At 61.8% G+C, this 1,368-nt stretch carries 1 protein-coding gene; it reads right to left on the reverse strand.

What is annotated here, in order from left to right; translation table 11 throughout:
- Positions 1-156: 156 nt before the first annotated feature.
- Positions 157-1,257, reverse strand: coding sequence for an aminotransferase class I/II-fold pyridoxal phosphate-dependent enzyme (locus EN893_RS34100; RefSeq protein WP_127270033.1), 1,101 nt, complete (start codon positions 1,255-1,257; stop codon positions 157-159).
- Positions 1,258-1,368: the final 111 nt, after the last annotated feature.

Consider the following 1,368-nt stretch of genomic DNA (forward strand, 5'->3'; position numbering starts at 1 on the left):
GCTGGAGATTGGCGAAATCGCCGATGACAGCACCCCTCTCCCCGTCACTATACGGGGAGAGGATGCCGGCAGGCAGGTGAGGGGCGGCGCAGACGCTGGCCACTATGAACGGTCGCTGTGACGCAGTAGCATCAACCGGTCGCTGGCACGGGAAACTTACTGCCGCAGCGCGGCGGAGATGGCATCAAGGCCGCCGCGCAATTCGGCTTCCGTCGGCCAGCCAAAGCCGACGCGGAAGAAGCATTTTTCCATCTCGAACCAGTGGCCGGGTCCGACATAGGTGCCGTGGTTTTCCAGCAGGTTCACATAGAACCGGTCGAGGTCGAAGCCGGGTTCGACATTGAGGCGCGGGAAGCCGACCACGCCGCCTTCGGGCCGCACCCAGTCGACCAGCGGTTCGCGATCGATCCAGGCCTGGACGATGTCGCGGCGCCCCGCCATTTCGGGCAGCAGCGTCGCCAGGAAAGCGTCCCGGCGTTCGAGCATGCCGCGGGCAATGCCTTCGTCGATAACGCTGCCGCAGATGCCGATCTGCTCCTTGGCGGCGAGGAATTTCTCCTGAAGCTCAGCGTCCCTGGTGATCAGCCAGCCGATGCGGATGCCGGGAATGCCGAAGGCCTTGGACAATGACGAGACGCTGATCGCCTTCGGGCTGAGTGAGGCAGCCGTCGGCAGCCGCCGGCCGTAGGAAAGGTCGCGATAGGTCTCGTCGACCAGCAGACGGCAGTTGCTGCTTTCGGCAAGCGCAACCAGCGCATCGAGCTCGGTTCGGCTCATCATCGTGCCGGTCGGGTTGTGCGGGCAGGTGACGCTGATCAGCTTCGTGTCCGGCCGCAGCGCCGCCTTGACGCGTTCGACATCAATGGCGAAGCCTTCCTCGAAGGCCAGGTCGACAAAGCTGATGGCGCAGCCGATCGCCCTTGGGGTTTCGATGTTGGTGGCGTAGTTGGGCCTGATGACGACGAGATGGTCATTGGCCGACAAGAGCGAGGTCGAGATGATGAACAGCGCGCCCGCGGCACCGGCAGTGACCAGGACATCATCCGGCGAAATGCCGGCATCCTGCGCCGAGATCAGTGCACGCAACTGCTTGTCGCCGCGATGCTCGCCATAGAAAAGCGTGAGATCAGGCAGCGACAGGCCGATGTCGGAGAGCTTCTGGTCGGCGATCGAACTTTCCGAAAGATTGTAGCGGATACGGTCATAGCCGTATTCTTCCGGCGCTTCTTTCTCGATCACCATCCTGGTGTAGTTCATGGCTCGCTCCCCTAGAGCAGTTCACCGTTTCACGGAAACGGCGACCCGCTCTAACTCCTTGTTTTTAAGCAATTCCGGACGGAAAACCGTTTCACACTTTTCCTGGAATTG

Source organism: Mesorhizobium sp. M7A.F.Ca.CA.004.04.2.1 (assembly GCF_004022825.1).
In the GTDB taxonomy this organism is placed as follows: Bacteria; Pseudomonadota; Alphaproteobacteria; order Rhizobiales; family Rhizobiaceae; genus Mesorhizobium.

Bases quoted from the DNA above. Each gene is read 5' to 3' on its own strand.
- EN893_RS34100 (WP_127270033.1), bottom strand. From the start codon at position 1,257: ATGAACTACACCAGGATGGTGATCGAGAAAGAAGCGCCGGAAGAATAC.